A 19,269-nucleotide genomic window follows, 5' to 3' on the forward strand; every position below is an offset into this window, starting at 1 on the left:
AATTTCAGCCCCGGGTTCAGTTCCGCATTTTCCCCCAACACACCCAGACGCAGCCCGTACAGGCTTTGCGGCGGCTGACGCCAGACCCGGTGCCCGGCGGTATCAAACAACGCCAGCGGTTCGCCCGTCGGAGCACAAACAGCATAGTGTGTCTGCACGTCCCCCGCCATCAGTTCATGGCGGCTTTCCGGGTTGGGCGTAAAGAACTGGATTTGCTGCGCCAAAAGCTGCCAGCCATCAAACACCAGATGGCGGATGCTGTACAGCCGATTGTGCCGGTATTCGCGGATTTCCGCCGGCACATCGCCGTCCCACAGGTACGTCGTCCGGCTGCCCGCCCGTTCGCACACTTTTTCCGTCCGCCGCCCGAAGGCATCGTAGCGATAGTCCCACTGCTGGCCGCCCGGGGTCTGCACCCCGATAAGCTGGTTCTGGCTGTTCCAGCGGAACCGGGTCAGTTGCGGGCGGTGGCCTTCCTGCCAGAGCTGCATGGCGGTCATCCGTCCGGCCTCGTCGTATTCGAACAGATGCTGACCCGCCTGCCGCAGCCGATGCCCTTTCTGGTACAGCCGCTCGCCGTCGATATCATTGACGCCGTCAAAACGGCGGGACGGGTAGCCGGACGCATCATACTGATAGTGCTCCCGCAAGCGCTCACCATCGCTGACGGAAGTCACCTGACCATTGCCATTGACCACATAGCGCAGCCACTGCCGTTCATCATTCGCCGCCACCAGATTGAGGGCTGCATCGTAGCGATATTCCCGGTCCAGACCGGCCAGCATCGGTTGCGGGATATCCGCCACTTCATGCGCCGCAAAAAACTCCGTATTGCGTCCCGCACGCTGGGCGGTCAGTTGCCCCATCAGGGAATGCGCCTGCCGCAGAATAAACCCTCTGTCTGACTGGCGGTGCCATTCGTGTCCGTCTCCGTCCCGTTCAAGGCTGAGGGTATGCTCGCCGTTGATGCTCAGCAGTTTGAGTTCACCCACGTTGTTGGCTTGTGTGCTTACCTGCCAACATCGGCCATCCGGAGTCTGGAGAGTTCTTTCTGCCGTGGCTCTGTCCGGGTAATCACGCTGGATTTCCCCGTAAGGCTGAACTTCTTTGACCATACGGTCTTTGTCGTCGTATTCAAACGTCAGCAGCTCACTGTCTGGTGCGGTGACTTCCAGCAGACGGCCGAGGATATCGTAACGGTAGGTGGTCGTGCCTTCCGGCATGTGCATCGCTGTCATCCGGCCTGCCGCATCGTATTCATAGCGGGTAATATTGTTCAGCGCATCGCGTTTTTCAATGCAGTTACCGTTGCCATCATACGCATAATGCCATTGTGTGCCCGCGTAGTCGGTTTCCGTTACTACCCGCCCCTCTGCATCCAGTGTATAACGATAACTTTCTCCCTGCGGGTTAATCACTTCCAGCAGTTGCAGGCTGTTGTGGTCATAGCGGTACTGCCAGCGGTTACCTTCACCATCCACACGAGCTATCGGCAAGTCAAACGGCCCGTATTCGATATGCCATTTCACACTGCGGGCATCGGTCCATTCAGTCAGGTTACCGTGGCGGTCATGGCGAAAACGTTCAAGGCTGTTGTTAGGGCGGTCACTTAAGGCCAGCCGGTGATGACGGTCATAATCCCACAGCCACAGCGCGCCGCCCCCCGAAGCAAGCCGCTGCAATCGGTCATGGCTGTCGTAGCCCAGCCGCAGGCTGCGGTTCTCTTCATCAAAAAGTTTAGTCAGCCGCTGATGGCTATCATATTCCCACGTCCGTTTGTGTCCCTCATCGTCTTCGGCGGCGATAACCAGCCCAAATTCATTACGGGTCAGGATAGTCTTGCTGCCATCGGGGGCAGTAAAACATTCCGCGTTGCCCTTGTCATCATACTGTTGCCACCAGACACGACCGAGCGGATCCGTCATGCTAATCAACAGATCTGCCTCATCATAGTGGTACTGCCACATGGCTCCGCTGGCATCTGTAAAGACCGTCACCAACCCCGTATCCGCCAGATAATCCAGCGTCAACACCTGCCCTTCCGGCAAAATCTGTCGCCGCAGGTTACCCCACTCGTCATATTCATAACGGGTGACATGACCACATGGGGTTTCCACCTGCGTCACCTGCTGCGCGTCATTATAATTCCAAGTGGTGGTATGGCCCTGCGGCGTGGTGGAACGGGTGATACCCGGTTCATAGGTCAGGTGAACGGGATAAAAGCCGCCACTGCCCACACTATCGGTACAGCGCCCCTGCGCATCATAACGATAATCCACCGCCGTCTGGTCACCATCGGACCAGCGGCTAATCAGCCCCTGTTCGTTATAGTCATAGAACAAGTGAAACTGCTGTAGACTGTCCGCATCCGCCAGCCAGCCGTTGTCATGATAACCATACCGCGCCATCACTTCATTGAGGCCATTGTCGCTGCGGCGGATGTCTGCCAGCAGCCCATCTTCACGGTATAACAACACCAGTTCAGGACCGTCGCTGTGAGTCACGTTCACCAACTGATACGTGTCATTATAGTGAAAACGCACCGCATTCCCGTTGCGGTCACGGTGTTCCGTCAGCAGCCAGCGCGGGGTGCCCGTTGACTCAGCTTTCTCCGTCAGGGCAGGCAAGGCAAAATATTTTCGCACCGGATTATTGCGTTCCGTCAGCACATAACCTTGTGTCTCACGACTCAGGGTAAAGTCGGGATGTTCCGGGTTGATGCTGTGGTCAACACTCTCCGGCAGGGCAAAATGCAGCGACGCCCCTTCTGTGGTGAGGATTTCTATCCGGTCCCCGGTCACTATCGCACAGTCCGAGAAGCTGTCCGTCCAGTTTTCTCCCAGCAGCCCCCGTTGTCCCGGTGACCAACTGCGTATAAATTGCAGCGGGACCGTTTGCCCCAGCTCAATATCCGTGCGCTGGTCAAACAAGACACCGGTTGTCACATCAATCGGGTCCCCGCTAAAGAATTTTTTCGTGCTGGCCCAGTAACGCTTCAAGCCCTTGGTTTCCTTGAAGGCGATTTTAGCGCAATTCAGCGTCTTGCCCCGCACGACATCACCAACTTTTTTCGCCCCCTTAACCGCGCCCCTCACGACAGCCTGACGGCCTGTTTTGGTCAGCAGTTTTCCAATCCCCTTTACCAGTCCCCGTGAAGGCGGCACCACAAATTCGACCGCGATCAACAAAGCCCGCTGCCAGCCTGAAAATTCTTCCTCAACTTCAAGGTAAGTCCCCTGACCGGAACCAATAAAGACGGTGCTCGCGCCCCCCTTAATGGTCGCACCGCAGACCAGTTTGTCATCCACCCGTGCCGCTGGCTGGTCGTTGATAAAGACCGATTCACTGCCCTGAGCTATCAAAGGCGGCGGATGTTTGCTACACACGGCTAAGTCCACGGTGGTTCGGGCCGCTGGTTTACCCTCAATGATGACATTCGGCGAACCACTGTCTATTGCCCCATCTGGGGGGCCGAAACTGTTCACCATATTCGTCACCGCCGAGCTGACATCACTGATAAGGCCCCCCAATGCCAATGTTCCCGCGGTACCGAGTGCCAGTACTGCCGCTGTTGCCAACCCTCCTGTGCCGACGACCAATGCGGACGCGGCGGCAAAAACGGCCGCACCAATCAGTGCACCGGCAATGACGCCCGCCAACGCGCCCAGAAAACTCGAATGCTGAATCGGATCCCCTTCGCGAGCTGCCGCCGGGCCTCTTGGCTGTGAGGGCGGCATCAGTTTCGTGCCTGCGTGAGTGGCACCCACGCGGGCAATCCGCGTCACAATTTCATCACTCAGTCCCATATTGGCCTCCCATTACACAACCTGAAAACTGGTGACCACCACCAGCAGGGCATCACGTTGCCCTTCATCAAACGGCTGGGGAGATGTCAGGTTAAAGGCCAGCAACTGGCTGCCCCGGATTTGTAACACCACGGTCTGGTGCATTTCTCCTTCCGGACTCTGCCATTGGTAATCCAGCCGCCAGGCAGGTTTGCCACTGAGTGTCATTTCAAGACGCTGATGCTCCTGATAACCCGGCAAGTGGGTACGAAACTGTTCTAAAGTCTGTTCATAATAGGCCACGGTATCGGTTCCCATAGGAACGGGCGTACGGTTAATCACTAGGTTGATTCCGCTGTCATCCGGCAACACAAAAACGTGCATGGATTCGTCACGCCAGTTGGCAGGAATGGTCAGGGTGCCTTCGTTCATCTGGTAAGGTTGTGCGCTCATGCTGTTTCCTTTTCGTTCTTTTTAACGTATTCAGTTCATTAGTTTGTTCGTTCAGCCCGGGCGTAATAAAATTTACCTAGCTGACTTCATTATTGTTATCGGTATGTTCGCCATCATGGACGACATCAGTTCAGGGTGATGACCTTCTGACCATTGATAATCACCGAGACCCCCGTGATATGGATATTTCCTTCCTTGTCTATCGAAATGCTCCCCTTGGTATTGCTAATACTGATACCGTCTTCAACAGACTGGAGGGTGATTTCTCCCTTGGCACTGAGCACACTCGTTTTCTCCACCGTTATTTGCCGCTCACCAATACTGCTCACTTCCTTGCCGATCACCTCCTTATGCCGCTCCTCACGCACGGTGATGACTTGATTGTGACCAACACTTTCGGTGTGGTCGTGTATCACACGGGTGGTACGATCATTGAGAACCGTCGTTTCCATATCCTTTTGCGCATGCAGCGACAGCTTTTCGCCGCCCTTCGCATCCTCAAACAGCAGTTCGTTGTACCCCTCCCCCTTGTGGGTCTTGGAGCGGAACGCCATCTGGGTCTTGCTGCCCGGCAGTTTCCCCGGCGGGATGTTGCTGGCGTGGTAGGTGCGGCCCGTCACTATCGGCTGGTCCGGGTCGCCGTGCAGGAAATCCACCACCACTTCTTGTCCGATGCGTGGAATGGCGAGCATGCCCCAGCCCTGACCCGCCCACGGCTGGCTGACGCGTATCCAGCAGGAGCTTTGGTCGTCGCTCTTGCCGTATCGATCCCACGGGAACTGGAGGCGGATGCGCCCGTACGGGTCACAGAAAATTTCTTCCCCGGCCGGACCCACCACTTTGGCAATTTGCGGGCCGTCCACCACCGGCTTCGGCAGCGGCGCCGGGCGCCAGCTCTGGTTATGGCGGATAAAGCTGAACTGGCTGTGCAGCGTGGTGCCGCTGTCGCCGCCGCCGGTTTCCCGCGCCTGCGGCTGGCTGCCGGTGTGGCTGGCACTGACCACCTGCCACGGCTGGTTCAGGTCCGGGCGCGGGTGGTTGGTCAGGGTGAATAATTTGCCCGGCTGCACCGCAATCGCCTGGCCGCTGCCCTGGCCCGTCACCGCGTCGTTGCGCAGGGCCTCTAACCGGTAGCGGGTAAAGGCTTTGCCGTGGGCTTCGTCCTTAAACCGGCCCGGGTAGTCGTAGTGCTCGTAGTACTGTTCCTGCAACGTCTCTTCTTTCATCTGCGCCCGGAACTCCGCCGCCCAGGCTGGGTTTTTGAAGGTGTAGTCCTTGAGCTCGACCTGCGCCGGACGTACCTGTGCACTGCAGGTCAGGCTGCCCACCGACGGCTCACCCAGGGTGCTGCCTTCCCCCGGCTGGTACGGGATAACCATGCCCGGCGGCACGGAGCCGGCGTCATCGGCAAACACCAGTGTGTTGCGCCCGTTGCCGCATTCAAAGAAGTAGAAAATGCCCTCTTCCGCCGTTAACCGTTGCAGGAAAGCAAAGTCACTTTCCTGATACTGCACGCAGAATTCGCGCGCCGGATGAGGATGGCGCAGGCTGAAGATCACATCGCGGATGTTGTGTTCTTTCAGAAGGGTGGTGGTGATGGTGGCGATATCCTGCTGCTGGAAAATACGCGAGTTCTGTCTCAGGGTCGTGCGCCACAGGTCAGGGCGGATAGTCATCTGGTAGGTGGTCTGGTGCAACCCGGTGTTGCCCTGCTCAAAACGCGCCACCATGCCCGTGAGGCTGCGCTGTTCGACCCCGTCCTGCAGGATGGTCAGGGTCGCGCTGCGGTCCAGTACCGCCGGAAAGTCGATGGCCGGGTCGGCACTGGCCAGCCCGACCGTCAGGCTGAACGGCTGGGAAAAACCTTCCGTCAGGGCGAAGTCGGTGACGACAAAGGTCTGCGGCGGCAACCCGCCCGCCGTCAGGGTAAATTGCAGGCCGCTCGGGGCCGTGAGCCCGCCGCCGCCCGGGATGACGCCCGGGGCACCTGCCACGCTTTTCCCTGCGCTGCCCAACATGCCGGCGGCCTGTTTCGCTATTTGGGCGGACTGCTGTCCCTGCTGAACCAAGGCCTGCCCTTTCTGAAGTTTCGCCATGCTCTTTTTCATTGACATACGAATGTCTCCCTGATTAATGCCCGCCGTCCGGTGTGACGGCTGGTTCATGGTGTGGGGTCTGGTGGCCCGCCTGATGTTCTGTCGCCTGACGCAGCCGGTCATAACGGCCGAGCAGGGCGTTAAAGCGGTCATCGATGCCTTTCAGCAGCACCGGCGGCGCGCTGTCCCCTTTTGCCGCGTAGACGCTCAGCTGGCGCAGCAGTTCTTCCAGCGGCACGTCGCTGCCGTGGCTGCGCTGGAGGTTATAGATGGCGGTTTTCAGGTAGGACAGCGTGAAGCTGCCCCGGGTCCGCTCCTGCAACAGGATTTTGTCTGACAGTTGCTGCAGCTGGTCGCGGGTGGTGTCCCAGCTGCCGCTCAGGGGCACGCTGTCAATGCGGGCCGCCACCTGCTGCTGCCATTGGCGGGTGGCCTGGCGCTGGGCCGCGGAGGCGGGCCACCACTGTTCAGCCGTGTCCGTCAGTTGACGGGCGGCATCCCAGGTCGCCAGGGGGGATGTCTCCGCCAGCCGCTCAAGCTGGTACGGATAGTTCTCCAGTTCTGGCCGGTAAAGCCAGGCCAGCCGGGCACCCGCCGGTTGCTCAGTCAGGGCGTTGAGCTGTTGTTGCACCGGCTTATAGAGCAACAGCCAGCCCCCCACCCAGGCCAGTACGCCCAGCAGGGCGCCGAGGCCAAAGCCCTGCCACGCACTGAAGCCGCGCGGGGGCGGGTCAGGCGGAAACTGCACCCGTACCCGCGGCGGGCTGTCGCCCGCCGGCTGGGGGTCATGACGCGGCGGCGGCGGGGTGTCCGGCTCGGCCTCCGACTGGGACAGGTAGACCAGCGGAGGCATCTGCACCGGTTGCACCACCGGCTTGGCAGCCTGCCGCGGTTTTTCCAGTTTTTTCGCCGCGTTCTGGAAGAACCACAGCAGGTTTTCCACCCGCGGCAACCGTTTCAGGTCGGATTGCTGCAACCGGTCGATAATCAGCTGGAGCGCCCGTTCCGCGCGGTAAATCATCCGCAGGTCGCCGGCGGCAAACTCCAGCTGACGCAGCACGCTGCCGGTCCGGGTGTGGAACCACTCCAGCAAATCCGTGCGCACCTGCGGCTGGAGCGGCCACAGAGTGTCCCATTCACTGACGATGACCCCCGCCAGCAGTTCGCAGCCCTCGGTGAATCCCGCCAGCCCGTTCAGCTGCATCCGGGCCAGGGTATAGTAAATCGCCGTCTGCAAATCGACGCCGTGGGTTTTGAACACCGTCAGGGACAGGGATTCCACCAGTGGCCAGTTCACTTCCGGCTGTGCCGGATGGCTGATTTTGTTGATTTCATCGCGGATAACGGCGAATTCCGGCAGGTTCAGCGGACTGCCGCCCGCCCGGATGATGAGATTTTCAGGGTGCCCGCTCATGGCTGGTTTTTCTCCTTAAAAAACCCCCGGCCCGAAGGCAGGGGGAGGTTTTGCTTGCAAGACTGACCCACTATTTTCCTCTCAATAGAGGCTCTTCCCCTCACCAGAGGCTTTTCACTTCAATAGAGGGTGTCCGGCAGTTTGAACTGGCTGAACAGCCCGCCCGCAAACGGGTTGTCCGATTCGTCCACGTAGATGCGGTAGGTCATTTCGCCGCCGTCCACACCAAAGCGCACGTCAAAGAAGCCCGGCTGGACGTGGGTCAGCTTGCCGCTGTTAATCAGCCGCAGCTGTGCCCACGGACCGGTGAAGCTGAGGGCGCGCGGGGCCAGATTGCTGCGGTCCGGCATCAGGGTCAGCTTGCTTTCGGTGCCTGCCCGCATGGAGTTCGGCCACACCAGACGCGCCACGGGGCTGCGTCCGTGGGCGTAATCCACCAGCTGGCCGTCGAGGTTCAGCAGGGCCCGGCGTTTGTTGCCGGTCAGGCTGACCGGTTCAATGGCAAACTGGGTGCCCAGCCCGTTTTGCGGCGTAAAGAAGGTGGTGCGGATGCGGTTCGCCACGCCCAGCTGTTTCATCACGTCCGGCCGGATGAGCTCCCGCCCGTCAGTGCCGGTGGTCAGGTTGTTCTCCACAAACGGTTTCAGGCTTTGCTGGTAGAAGGCATCCAGGGTGCCGCCCGGCCGGAAGAAGCGGTCAAACTCACTCAGCGGCACGTCTTCGGTGGCATTCGGGTTGAACGGATAACGGCCCGCCAGATAGGTCTTGTACTGTTTGACCACCGAGTCGTTCCATTCCACTTCCAGTGAACGCACCGCTTCCATCATCACCACGCGCCAGGCCTGCTCTGCCAGATCACCGACCCAGCGGTTCAGCGGCTCCGGCAGGTTTTTCGCCATCTGCTGCACTTCAAAAATCGCGTCACTGTTGTTTTTGTCCAGCCGCATCTGTACCGCCTGCAACGCCGCCTTGCCCGGCACCGGCGAGTTCTGGATCGCCAGCAGGTAACGGTGCAGCGCCATCAGTTTCTGGTAGACGCTTTGCAGCGTGCTGCCCTTGTCACCGTGCTCAACCAGCACCCCGGTTTCCGGCGCAAAGTCCCGGCTGATGCGGTTTAACAGTTTGTAATCTTCCTGCTGCAACAGCCCCTGTTTTTCCTTGTCGCTCAGTGAGCCGCCCATTATCGGCGGAGTTGTGTTGTCACTCAGGATTTGCAGGGCCCGCTTGATCGGCTGTTCGCCACTGATCACCTGTTCGATGGCACTGATGGCCTGCGGCAGATCCTCAAAGTCACGCACTTCCAGGTTATTCATCGCCGCCCGCCAGTTCGCGGTGTAGTCCGCCACGTACAGTTCGGTGATTTCACGCTGGATCCGCGCCTGATCCGTTTCACTGTAATTGTCTTTATTCGGCGACGGCGCGGCCTCGCGGGGTTTATCCTGACGCGCCTGCTTCAAGTTCAGCACCCAGCTGTCCATCTCCGTCAGTTCCACCAGTGCATTGCCCTGCCGGACGAAGTAATCCATCAGGCCGTGGCGGGTCAGGAACTGCGGGATCACCAGCCGTTTCTCGTTGCCGGCAATAAATACGCTGTCAAAGCTCGGGCCAATCTGGTCACGCAGGTTGACCGGCGCTGACAGCGCATCCTGGGCCTTGATACGCAGGTTCTGGTACACCCGCTGCTTGACGGAGAGGGTTTTCAACTCTTGCTGGGCCTGCCGGACCGGTTTGACAAACGGCGCGAAACTGTCAATGGCGTCCTTATTCCCCTTGTCACGCTGCGCTTTCCAGTCGGTACGATCGAGGGCGTAATCCAGATGGGTCAGCAACGCATCCTGCACATCACGCTGACCATTGAATGCCTGACTCCAGCGATCACGCATGTACTGGGCCACCAGGCCGCTGTTGCGCTGGCTCTTGTCTTCCATCATGCGCATGACCCGCAGGATTTCGAGTTTCTCCTCACTGCCCGCCGGGGCCTGATTCAGGTCATCCAGCAACCCCTGCATCAGGGACGGCAGGAAACGCTGTTCCAGCAGTTTCAGGTAGGTGTTCTCCACATACGGCCCGACACCGCCGCCCTGATACAACGCCATGTCCGTCAGGAAGGATTTATTCTCATGGTAGTTGCCGTAAGCCAGGGTCGCGTCCCGGATCGGGTTCAGCAGCGGCAACTGGAGATTGCCGTAGCGGTCATCGCCTTTCGGGGGCGGCACGGACAGGAAGTTTTTCGCCTGCGCCAGCACTTCTTCGCCCGCCCGGTAGTTTTTCTGGTAGAAGTAATGCCAGCCGCCCCACATCGCCATGATGACCAGGGCACTGACGGTGGAAAAGGTGTACAACTGACGGCGGTTACGGCTCAGCCAGAGTCGGTTTTCGGCCGCCAGATTGGGCTCTGCCAGCAGGACATCTTCGAACAGGGACTGGGTAAAGTACGGCAGGGTATCCCCCGCCGGCCAGGTGGGGAACGCCTGAGAGCCCAGGTGATACTGCGCCGAGGCGGACTGGGTGAACAGGTCATCCATCTGCCCCACCTGATGCGCCGAGGTCAGGTAGACCCCGCGCAGGGTCGGGCGGTGATGCTCGTCGTTATACAGGATATCGTCCAGCATCTGGACGATATAGCTGTACAGACCCTGAACCTGACGGGTGAAACTGAACAGGGCGCTGCGCTGGTTGGCATCCACGTTGTTCAGCATCATGTCGGGCATCGCCGCATTCAGGTTGTTCATCCACTGTTTCCAGAACTGCTCCAGCTCACTGCGCCACGCTTTTTCATCGCGGTTGTTGAGGCTGAAGGTGACCCCGAGGATCTGATCACGCAGTTTGCGATCCAGCGACTGGTACAGGGCGTCAAAACCGTGCAGCAGGTCAATTTTAGTCATCACCAGATAGAGCGGCAACTGGCTGTGGAAGGTCAGACGAATGTCTTGCAGACGCTGGTGAAGCTCCCGTACGTAACGTTCGCGCTGTTCGCGGTTATCCGTCATGAGACGCAGGATATCCACGGTCAGAATAATGCCGTTGAGCGGCTGGCGCTGACGGTTTTCGGTCAGCCAGTTCAGCAGCGCTTCCCACAGGCGGGGGTTGATTTGCGGTTTGTCACTGTTGAGTGGAACCGGCTGGTCAATCAACTGGCCTCTCGGATCGATGATGACCGCTTTTTCCCCCAACCAGCAGCGCAGCATCAGGGGCATATCCTCGTCCTGACGCAAATATTCCGGTGCCGCAATTTCAGACAGCTTATAGCCTTCCTTAATCAGTGAGGTTTTGCCGCTCTTCTGGCTGCCGATCACCATGTACCACGGACGTTCGTACAGGTAATTGTACGAGTCCAGATGGCGTTGTAACTGGGATTTCCAGTGATCGAGGTAACGATCCTGATGCTCAATATCCACCCGTACCGGATCAACGACTTTCAGTTCAACGTCAAGGTTAAGTTTTTCCAGTGTCCGCAGACGACGCCACGCTTTCATGCCAATCCAGAACAGCACCCCCATAATGATGATGGCGGTGGCCAGCCAGCGTGCCGCGAGGCTTTCCAGCGGATAGTCGTTGCGGATTTTCCATTCCGGCCCCCACCACCAGACGGCGATCAGGAGCAGGCAGGGGATAAGCGCCAGCACCAGTGCCATCGCTGCCTTGAGGCGGGGCAGGGACTTAAACTTCGCCAGCGCCGGTAAGGCCGATTTCAAGGGCGCCAAAGATGACAAAGAGGGCCATTTCATGGGTTAACGCTCCTGTTTGAAGCCGTATCCTTGAGAGGAGAAGGCAGTTTTTCAGCCAGTAAAGTCAGCAGGCTGGGTTCCCATTGAGTGAGTAACATGTGTTGTCCCGTGTGTAACAAGTTCCGGTAGTGCTGTTGGGCCAGCGCTGTCATGCCCGCTTCTTCAAGCAATTGGGCATTGAGCAACTGGCCGTAGAATTGATCCCGTGGCTCGGTAAGCTGTTGCTGATACGCTTCCAGCATTTTCAGGGCGGCTTCTAATCCCTGTTGCTGGAAACATTGCCAGAGTGCTTCCTGATCCGCGGAAACAGCCCCGTTGCCGGTTGCCACGGGTTCAGGGGCGAGCCAATCCAGGGTGTCTGGCGAAATAAACGGACTCATGTCGGAAAAACGTAAGGTTTTCAGCACGGGCAACCGATCCAGAAAGGCATTCAGTTCATCACGAATGGCCTGTGCGACGTTTCCATACCCCAATTGCGCCGCGGCCTGTGCGGCAATGGCATGCCCCTCCAGCCAGTAAGGGGCCAGTGTCAGGCTTTGCTCAATTTGTTGAAGCAATGTGTTGTCCGCCACCGGCAATCGCGCCAGATAGTCAGCGGTGCGATCCGCGGAAGCCGGTGCCAACGGCGTTTTGCCCGTGGCATTCGCCATCGGTGCGGTGGTGAGAGTGTGCCAGACCGCGTGACGGCGCAGGGAATAACCGAGGGGCGCTTCGGGATGCCGTTCACACAGCAAATCGGCGACGGTCATCAGGGTCTGTTTCCACGCTTTTTCGCTCGAACTGTTGACGTCCACGTCCGGCATCGGGGCCGCCTCAACGGTCTGAGATGTGGGTGTCGCGGCGTCGCCTGTGGATGTCGGCGCAGCCGGTTTAGGTGCCGCCGCGACGGCTTCTGGCTGACGGTTATAACGGGTACGCAGTTGATCGACTTCTTTGGCCAGATCCGGTTCATTGGCATGCCAGCATTGCGCGAGATGGGCTAACGCCCCTTGTGCCTCATCCCGTTCATTTTTGCTCGCCTGTTCGGTGAAACTGCCTTGCGCTGATTCAAAACGCTTGAGAACCTGCTGCGCCAGTCGGCGCTTTAACAGGGGCTTGGTCGGCCACGCACTTTCCCAGTAGTTTTTGACATACTCGGTCAGCAGTTCCAGGGCGAGGATCAACTCAGCGGCGTGGCCGGCATGTTGCAGGGTACGCAGCAGATGCACCATCAGGCGAAAGTCCTTGCTGTTTTCATTCAGCAGTTGCAAGGCCTGCCGCTGGATGGCTTCAACATCCAGCGAGCCATGCGACAGCGAGCCAAATTTGATCATTTCGCCGTCAATGTATTCCCATGCAGGTTCGCCGTCTGCCAGCGCCTTGCCAATCTGTTCGTCGGACAGGGGGGCCAGCAGGGCGCCGAACCAGTCGAATTGTGTTCTGATGTCCATGTCGATTACCAACGGCAGGCAGCGCGCAATGGCTTCGCCGCCTGCTCCAACTGAGAAAGGTTAAAGGTTATCGGGCTGCCATTGCTGCCGGTAATGCTCACCCGCTCGCTGTCCATCAGGCGCTTGATTTCCTCAATGCCCGGTAAGCCACGGCTGGATTCCCATAAATAACCGTGTTCCCGCACAAACCATTCGGTGCGGTATTGGGTTCTATCTGTCGCCACAGTGACAGCCCCTGATTCCACGGCCTTAGGCAGTGCCACCTGCAAACGGGTGATACTGTCAATGCAACTCAGCATTAATACGGGACGCGGGGGTGGCACCCCAATCGCAGGCGTGGTCAGAATAATGGGCGCTGCACCGTTCTCTCCCTGCGTGACAATGAAGCCGGTAGAGTAATCGGTGCGTTTCATCTCCTGTTCCATCGCCTGACGCCATAACGGCCCCATGTTCTCGATGGGAATGTGTACCGTTTTGAATCTAAGGTTATTCAACGCACTGTCATAACACGCCAGCCGGATAAGCGGAGACGGCTCAAAGCGGCATTTTTGCAGTTCATCTAAATTTTGCTCTTCCTTTACCGCGACCGAGTTCTGGGGGTCTACCCCCTCCGCAAGCGTGGGGTTTCCTGCCAATGACGCAAGCAATGAACTGATAATTAAAACAATATTCATAATCTACACCCGTATTTAGCCAGCTTGTAAACCAACGTTCGCTGGGGAATCCCCAGACTCTGCGCAATCAATCTGGTGTCGTTGCCAAACTGACGCTGACGTTGAACCAACACGGCGCTTTCAAATTCTTCTATGGCCTTCGGCAGATTATCGATATGACTGTAATCCACGGAGATACTGCTGACCGCCGCGGGGTTTTTCGATTCACTCAGCGAAGCCAGCAGTTCATCCAATTGTTTTTCTTTCTGGCGTTGAACCTGAAATACCTGACGGATTTGGCGTAACTGTCCGCGCAGTTGTTCGAGTTCCTGCAATTTTTTCAGGCGATGCTGCATAACGTGGCAATAGATGCCGAACATGTTTTCATTGTGGGTGAAAGGGGTAACATTTTCGGCAAAGATGGCGATCACGCCGCAAGCCTGCCCGTTGCAGTCAAACAGGGGAATGCCGTACAACCCGCAGTTATGCGGCAATTCCGCAATGAACGTGCGGAATTGGGGATCGTCAATGCGTGCCCCGTGATTAAGGGAATCCCAGACGGTCGGGGTTCCCTTGCGCAATACCTGTATCAACGGGTGATTGACGTCATCAATGTCCACATGCAGCCGGCGTGAGCTGGCTTGCTGAGATGCCGGCAGGTTGTAGCATTCCAGCCTGTTTTCGTTGATGTTAAGCAGAAAAACCAACAGGGCATCAAAACGCGAGCTATGGCTGACCAGCAAAAAATGGCCAACCAGGTGTTCTATAGTGTCATCTTCCAATAACGCTAACGCGCTTTTCAGCCGCTGTTTCATTATTCTGCCTCCTCAACCTCTGCCTGAAACGCGTGTTCTGCCACGGTTAAGCGAATAGCCCTGATGGATGTACCCTTGGCCATTTTCTGCAACAGCAGTAAGGAAACGGGGGGTAACAGTGCACCATCAATGATGGACTCCAACATACGGGCGCCGTTTTCCGCACGGGTAGCCCGTTGCAGGATCTCTTCCGAGACCTCATCGCTGATGGTGACTTCGGCATTGAAGCGTTGGGTCAGCAGCGTATCCAGTCGAGCCAGTTTGCTCTGAATAATGGTTTTCAGCGTTTCATAGCCCAGTGGCAGATAAGGGATCACTTCCATACGTGCCAGCAGTGCCGGTTTGAAGAACGCCGCCAGTTCTGGGTAAAGCAGGTCGTTGAGCTGATCTGACTGTTCAGCATTATCTACAATGGTTTGATAGCCCAAGTTCGAGGTCAGGAAGAACACGACGTTTTTACAGTCGATGGTGCGCCCTTCTCCATCCGCCAGTTCCCCTTTGTCAAAAGCCTGATAGAACAGGTTCAGTACATCAGGGTGAGCTTTTTCCACTTCATCCAGCAAAACGACGGAATACGGTTTCTGGCGGATGGCTTCGGTCAGCACACCCCCTTCGCCGTAACCCACGTAACCCGGAGGTGAACCAATCAGGCGGGAAACGGTGTGTTTCTCCTGAAATTCAGACATGTTGATGGTGGTGAGGTATTGGCGGCCACCAAACATCAGTTCTGCAATTTGCAGGACGGTTTCGGTTTTACCGACGCCACTTGGCCCCACCAACAGGAATGCCCCCAGAGGGCGCCCCGGACGGCGCAAGTCTGCGCGGGCGGTCAGCAGGTGTTTGTGCAGGCACTGGATCGCAATTTCCTGCCCTTTGATGCTTTGTCCCAAATGGATAGGCAGTTCGGTGACGATGGACAGTTCGCTCTGTGACAGACGGTTCAATGGAACCCCCGTCCACTCAGCGATCACCGCAGCAATCTGGGTTTTATCCACATGTGGTGAAACCAGCGTTTGCTTCTGCTGTAGCTCTGCTAATTGCGCGTTGAGTACCGTCAGTTTTTCGATCAAAGTCTGTTCGTCATCAATTGCAGATTCAGCTTGCTCAATAGCTTCATTTTCTTCTGCATTTTCGACAGTGTGTTCAGCCGTATTTTCCACCGCATCTTCCGCGATATCTTCAACCACTTTCTCGGCTGTTTCGGATTTCACTGATTCGGCTTCAACTGGCACATCGTCAGACAATAATTGGCTGCGCAGTCCGATGATTTGCGTCACCAATTCCTGCTGCTGTTGCCAACTACTTTCCAGTGCTGTGAGTTGCTCCTGAACCTCTTGTTGCTGATTTTGCAGTTCTGCCAATCGCTCCACATGGACGTTCAGCCCCATGCGCTGCTCTCTCTCCAACACGTCGATTTCCATTTGCATCTGGTGCAGTTCGGTAGTCAGCGAGGAGATCTGGCGTGGCGGCGAAGTCAGGTTAATGGCAACGCGGGCACAGGCGGTATCCAGCACGTCAATCGCTTTGTCCGGCAGTTGGCGACCGGAAAGATAACGGTCACTCAATACCGCCGAAGCTTTCAGCGCTTCATCATCAATCAATACGCCATGTGCCTGCTCGTAAATGGCACGCAGACCACGCATGATGACAGTCGCTTCATCCGCCGTTGGCTCAGAGACTTTCACCAGTTGGAAACGACGAGACAGTGCGGCGTCTTTTTCGAAATATTTTTTGTACTCGCTCCATGTGGTCGCAGCGATGGTTTTCAGTTCACCACGTGCCAGTGCGGGTTTCAGCAGGTTGGAGATATCCAGCCCACCTGCCTGATTACCTGCACCAATCAGAGTATGGGCTTCATCGATAAATAGGATGATTGGCTTTGGCGACTGGCTAATTTCAGCCATGATGCCTTTGAAACGTTTTTCAAACTCGCCCTTCACTGCCGCACCTGCCTGCAATGCGCCCAGATCCAGTGTCATCAATTCGCTGTTGCGCAATTTATCCGGTACGCGATCGTTAATGATGCGCAGTGCCAGACCTTCAATCAGGGCACTTTTACCCACGCCCGCCTCACCAACGACGATGGGATTGTTTTTGCGACGACGGCAGAGAATGTCGATCATCAGATCGATTTCGTTATCGCGGCACAGAACGGGGTCGAGTTTGCCCTGACGCGCCTGTTCGGTCATGTTCTGGGTAAAGCGAGCCAGCAGGCTGTCGCCATTTGCCGGATACCCATTTGCCGAATCCCCCCCCTGTCCATCTTTATCGCTGACGGCAAAAGGCTGCTCGGCAGAGCCATTTGTCCATTCTGCAAAGTTTTGGCGCAGTAATTCGCGGTTGATGCCTGCCAGCATGCGCGCAGTTTGTGGCGCCAGATAACGCAGCGGGCTGAACAGCAACGTAATCAACAGAACCCCACTGCGCAATTCGGTATGCTGCATCTCTGTGGTAGCCAGCAACCAACTATCCTGCAACCACTCCACCAGCATGGGGGAGAAATTTGGGTAAGTCTGCACAATCGACTGATGATGAGCCATCACTTGATCCAGTTGTTCTTTCAGCAGATCTTTATCGATGTCTACTTTATTCAGGATCAGTCGCACGTCACTGAGTGGCGTGTCGATCATGTGGAGCAGCAGTTGCGCAACGGTGATTTCAGGCTGTTGCTGGCTGACACAAGATGCTGCCGCCGCTTCCAGTGCATGGCGGGTCATCGGGTTTAAACGATTTACAAGAGTGGGCAGATCAATCTGAATCATGGCGACGTCCTATCTCAATAAGTTACTTAGCTGCTTTAATATGTCTTGGGTCTGATCACCGAGGCGAATGGCATAGAAGCTGTAAATAGCAACAAGCAAGCCCGCACTGATAAAGAACAGGTGCTTGATAGTCCACCGTCTGTTCAGACGATAACGCGCATCACTCTCGTTGATATTGACATACAGCGTGGTTGGCGGAGCGTCTCCGCGCAATGAGTGAAGCTGTTGCTGCAAACGGCGGAACAGGCGCTCAAAGTCATCGCTTTTCTGGGTGCTGACTTTGTAGCGTCCGCGATACCCCAGACAAAGGCTGAGGTAAATGAACTCCAGCAGATGCTGATAGCGCTGTGCCTCTCCCATCAAGCGTTCGAGCAATACGAAGACTTTCTCCCCTCCCCAAGTTTCATTGTGGAAGTGCACCAACAGTGATTGCTTCAACCAACCATTCTGACTGTTCCAGCCGTGCCCCAACGCGGTTTCATCAATGAAGGTGCACAGTACGTAACGGAATGAAACAATCGCGCCGGGTTCATAACCCTTGGTTTGCAGAAACTGCTCAATGGCACGAATATCAGTAACAACCTGTTGGTAAAGCTTGTCTGGCAGTGCCTGATCATTCATGTCCTGCAAACGCAACACCATCCCCAATAAAGGGGTGGCGGCATCAATCATTGGGTTGAGGCTTTCACCACGCAACGGTAGCTGGTACTGGTGCTGAAACGTTTTCAGCGTTTCAGACTTTTCCAGTGACAGACTGTCAACATTGATATCACTCATGATTATTCCTTACCGCCCCTGATAGCCCAGAGCTGCATATCTAAGTCAGGGAAATCCCCTGATACGTGGAACGCGATGGAATTTCCTTGCTGGATCTCTTTCCATGCCGGACTCTTCTGATCCAGACGGAAGTAGGTATATCCAGAATGATATGGCAACTGGCGAGGCGCTGCGGACAGTGCAATCAGTGGCACACCCGGCAACTGAACGCTGACCAGATCGCGGATTCTTTCCATCGAAGTGACTTTGGTTTGCTGGACGAACTGACGACGCAACTGTTCCTGCGGCGTACTGGCGCTGATTGCCAGTACGAATTCGGCTTTGCGCAGCAGATCGTTGTCGTGGAGCGTTGCCACACGAATGCCACCTTCGTTCTGTTTCAGCGCAATCGACGTTGCACGTGGTGTCAGAACGACGTTCAACGCATCACGGATTGCGTGCATTACGTCTTGGAAGGTGTCCGTCAGGTTATTGTGATCGTATGCGAGCACATTCCCCGGCAGGCGGCTTGCATCGGTGAAAGTTCTCAGTTCACCACAAGTCTGGAGTAGCTCGGTATATAAATACAGTGGGTGCAGGACGGTCTGTTTTGCATAATGGTTGTACAGAGGTTGAACGCGGTTGAGCAATTGCAGCATCATGAATTCTGCCACATCGGCAACGCCTTGCTGACCCGGTGAACCGATACGTTTAGCCAGTGTTCTTGAGCGCTCTGTCAGCAGACCATCGATTTCCACCATGAAACGCTTGAGTTTGTCGGCCACGAAGATCGACAAACACGTCGGAATAAATTCGTTATCCAGAACGATGGTGCCATCTTTTTGCTTTTCTTTGATGCGGCATAGTGGGATCGCAGTGTAAGCGCTCATGTCCTCAGAGCCTTGCATCAGGACTGGCGTCAATTGGGCAAGGTTGAGAGCGAAGGAATCACCGCCCTTGGTATGCAGGTCACGGATATCGGTAGGCAGTTCCCGATAACGCACGGCGCTCTGGATTTCGGCATCCCGATCAGCAATTTCCCGAATGGTGTCGCTGGACATCGGCAACGCCAGATAGATATCTTTGCTTTTCAGATCATTGATGTTTTCGATATCCAGCGGTTTTGGCAGCAAATCTTGGCTAGGCGCAGAAAATAGGGTGCCATCAGGCATAATGCCACTGGCTTCGGTAATCCCGATGCGCCCCAGTTTGAGCAAGTCATCATTGATGCTCAAAGAGCTGAAACCGTGAGCATAAGGTGTCAACACGGAAACCAGGCTATGTGCCAGATAATCAATATGTTTCTGTTGTTGCTGAAAATGTTGTGGTTTGATGAATAATCCTTCGTGCCAAATCACCCGATTTTTACCCGGCATG

The 19,269-nt window shown here is 56.5% G+C and carries 11 protein-coding genes; all 11 read right to left on the minus strand.

All coding sequences use genetic code 11. The annotated features are described in order from the left end of the window. Positions 1-3,806, minus strand: a 3,806-nt coding sequence (locus H8A87_RS02615) for a PAAR domain-containing protein (protein ID WP_198688450.1), incomplete at its 3' end; no start/stop codon positions are given. 12 nt (positions 3,807-3,818) lie between these two features. Further along, positions 3,819-4,238 (minus strand): DUF1795 domain-containing protein, encoded by a 420-nt coding sequence (locus H8A87_RS02620; protein ID WP_198688451.1) that lies wholly within the window; start codon positions 4,236-4,238, stop codon positions 3,819-3,821. Between the two features lie 125 nt (positions 4,239-4,363). Continuing rightward, positions 4,364-6,352, minus strand: a complete 1,989-nt coding sequence (locus tag H8A87_RS02625) for a type VI secretion system Vgr family protein (protein WP_198688452.1) — start codon at positions 6,350-6,352, stop codon at positions 4,364-4,366. 16 nt (positions 6,353-6,368) lie between these two features. Further along, on the minus strand, positions 6,369-7,748 hold the full coding sequence (locus H8A87_RS02630; RefSeq protein ID WP_198688453.1) for a VasL domain-containing protein: 1,380 nt from the start codon (positions 7,746-7,748) through the stop codon (positions 6,369-6,371). Between the two features lie 119 nt (positions 7,749-7,867). After that, a complete protein-coding gene (tssM, locus tag H8A87_RS02635) occupies positions 7,868-11,383 on the minus strand; it encodes a type VI secretion system membrane subunit TssM (protein ID WP_232370045.1) in 3,516 nt (1,171 codons plus the stop codon). Positions 11,384-11,472: 89 nt separating this feature from the next. After that, positions 11,473-12,906, minus strand: a complete 1,434-nt coding sequence (gene tssA / locus H8A87_RS02640; RefSeq protein WP_198688455.1) for a type VI secretion system protein TssA — start codon at positions 12,904-12,906, stop codon at positions 11,473-11,475. A 5-nt stretch (positions 12,907-12,911) separates the two neighbouring features. After that, complete coding sequence (gene vasI, locus H8A87_RS02645; RefSeq protein WP_198688456.1) at positions 12,912-13,580, minus strand: type VI secretion system-associated protein VasI; 669 nt, start codon at positions 13,578-13,580, stop codon at positions 12,912-12,914. Further along, on the minus strand, positions 13,577-14,374 hold the full coding sequence (locus tag H8A87_RS02650; protein ID WP_198688457.1) for a Fis family transcriptional regulator: 798 nt from the start codon (positions 14,372-14,374) through the stop codon (positions 13,577-13,579). The genes vasI and H8A87_RS02650 overlap by 4 nt, the downstream gene beginning before the upstream one ends. Next, positions 14,374-17,136, minus strand: coding sequence for a type VI secretion system ATPase TssH (tssH, locus tag H8A87_RS02655; RefSeq protein ID WP_198688458.1), 2,763 nt, complete (start codon positions 17,134-17,136; stop codon positions 14,374-14,376). Before tssH ends, H8A87_RS02650 begins: the two co-directional genes overlap by 1 nt. Before the next feature lie 9 nt (positions 17,137-17,145). After that, positions 17,146-17,913 (minus strand): type IVB secretion system protein IcmH/DotU, encoded by a 768-nt coding sequence (icmH, locus tag H8A87_RS02660; protein ID WP_232370039.1) that lies wholly within the window; start codon positions 17,911-17,913, stop codon positions 17,146-17,148. Positions 17,914-17,915: 2 nt separating this feature from the next. Beyond that, complete coding sequence (gene tssK / locus H8A87_RS02665) at positions 17,916-19,268, minus strand: type VI secretion system baseplate subunit TssK (RefSeq protein ID WP_198688459.1); 1,353 nt, start codon at positions 19,266-19,268, stop codon at positions 17,916-17,918. Position 19,269 lies beyond the last annotated feature (1 nt).

The sequence above is a fragment of the Xenorhabdus lircayensis genome (genome assembly GCF_016306625.1).
GTDB classification, from domain to species: Bacteria; Pseudomonadota; Gammaproteobacteria; order Enterobacterales; family Enterobacteriaceae; genus Xenorhabdus; species Xenorhabdus lircayensis.